This window comes from Mesorhizobium sp. M7A.F.Ca.CA.002.09.1.1 (assembly GCF_003998555.1).
Classification (GTDB): Bacteria; Pseudomonadota; Alphaproteobacteria; order Rhizobiales; family Rhizobiaceae; genus Mesorhizobium; species Mesorhizobium ciceri.
Genome location: NZ_RZRR01001312.1, coordinates 1 through 1049, shown reverse-complemented (window position 1 = coordinate 1049; position 1049 = coordinate 1). Strand labels below are relative to the sequence as shown.

Sequence of the window (1049 nt, the reverse complement as noted above, 5' to 3'; positions counted from 1 at the left end):
TCCTACCGAATCCATCGCGACGACCTCGGCCTTGGAAAGCTTGTCTTCAAGCATTGGAACAATCGGATCCGCGAAAGCCCGCCGACGCTCCAACATGATTTCGAGGACGGCGAAGTCCTTTGTCGTCAGCTGGAAATTCGCGCCTGTCATCACCGTCTCCATGATCAGGCCCCCTCCCGCCCGCAGGCCGGCGTATCGACCACTTCGATGGTCGCCGACAGTTCCCGGCCGCCACGGCTGCTCCAGCACACCGTCTGCCCAGCGGTCGCGCCGATGAGCGCCGTCCCCATCGGCGTCAGCACCGAGATCCTGTTTTCACTGATGTCTGCTTCGCCGGGATAGACCAGCGTGACGCGCTGGATGTTGCCGCCATCGTTGCGGATTGTTACCGCCGAGCCCATCCGCACGACATTGGCCGGCATGGAAGCCGCTGCCGTGACAACGGCACGGTCCATCTCCGAAAGCAATTCTTCGGCCGTCTCGGGCACGCGGTCGAGCGACGCCCGCGCCAGGCCCGTCAGCCTATGATGGTCGGCATCGGTGACCAGAAGCCGGCTCGGTGGACGCAATCCTGTTGCATGTTGCATGGCAAACCTCATGACTTGGCGCATCGAACAGACGCGCGCCTGCCGCCGCGCAAACGGTGGCTTGATGAAAAACCGGCAGCCGCGAAGCTGTCTGGCTCGGGAATGATAATGTCAGGTAGAAATGCCCCGGTTCGGACGGACGCCAAAAGGCGACCGCGCCGGGGCTACGATCCCGCGATCGGGCAGACCCTGAACAAGGTTCTGATATAAGCTGGGTTGCTCATGCATGGAGCCTTGCCGACAGGCGTCCGCTTGTCAAGCGCGGCCAAACCGCTCAACCGCCGACATAGCGCCGATGGAAGCGCGGACCGAGGCTGGTCAGGATCTCGTAGCCGATGGTGCCGGCATGGCCGGCGGCGTCATCGACGCTTTGCGAGGGACCGAGCAGTTCGACCAGATCACCCTCGCGCAGCCTGCCGGCCGGCAGGGCGGAAATGTCGAGAATGATCGAATCCATCGACA

Annotated in this window: 2 protein-coding genes; both read right to left on the bottom strand. The window is 63.1% G+C overall.

Going from position 1 to position 1049, the window contains the following annotated elements; all coding sequences use genetic code 11:
- Window positions 1–164: 164 nt before the first annotated feature.
- On the bottom strand, window positions 165–587 hold the full coding sequence (gene rnk, locus EN994_RS32805; protein ID WP_027162554.1) for a nucleoside diphosphate kinase regulator: 423 nt from the start codon (window positions 585–587) through the stop codon (window positions 165–167).
- A gap of 274 nt (window positions 588–861) precedes the next feature.
- Window positions 862–1049 (bottom strand): alanine racemase C-terminal domain-containing protein (locus EN994_RS32800; protein ID WP_281060227.1); only part of this gene is annotated, 188 nt, incomplete at its 5' end.

What these genes read in the sequence shown, in the direction of transcription:
- rnk (WP_027162554.1), bottom strand. Translation starts at nt 587, where the DNA reads ATGCAACATGCAACAGGATTGCGTCCACCGAGCCGGCTTCTGGTCACC.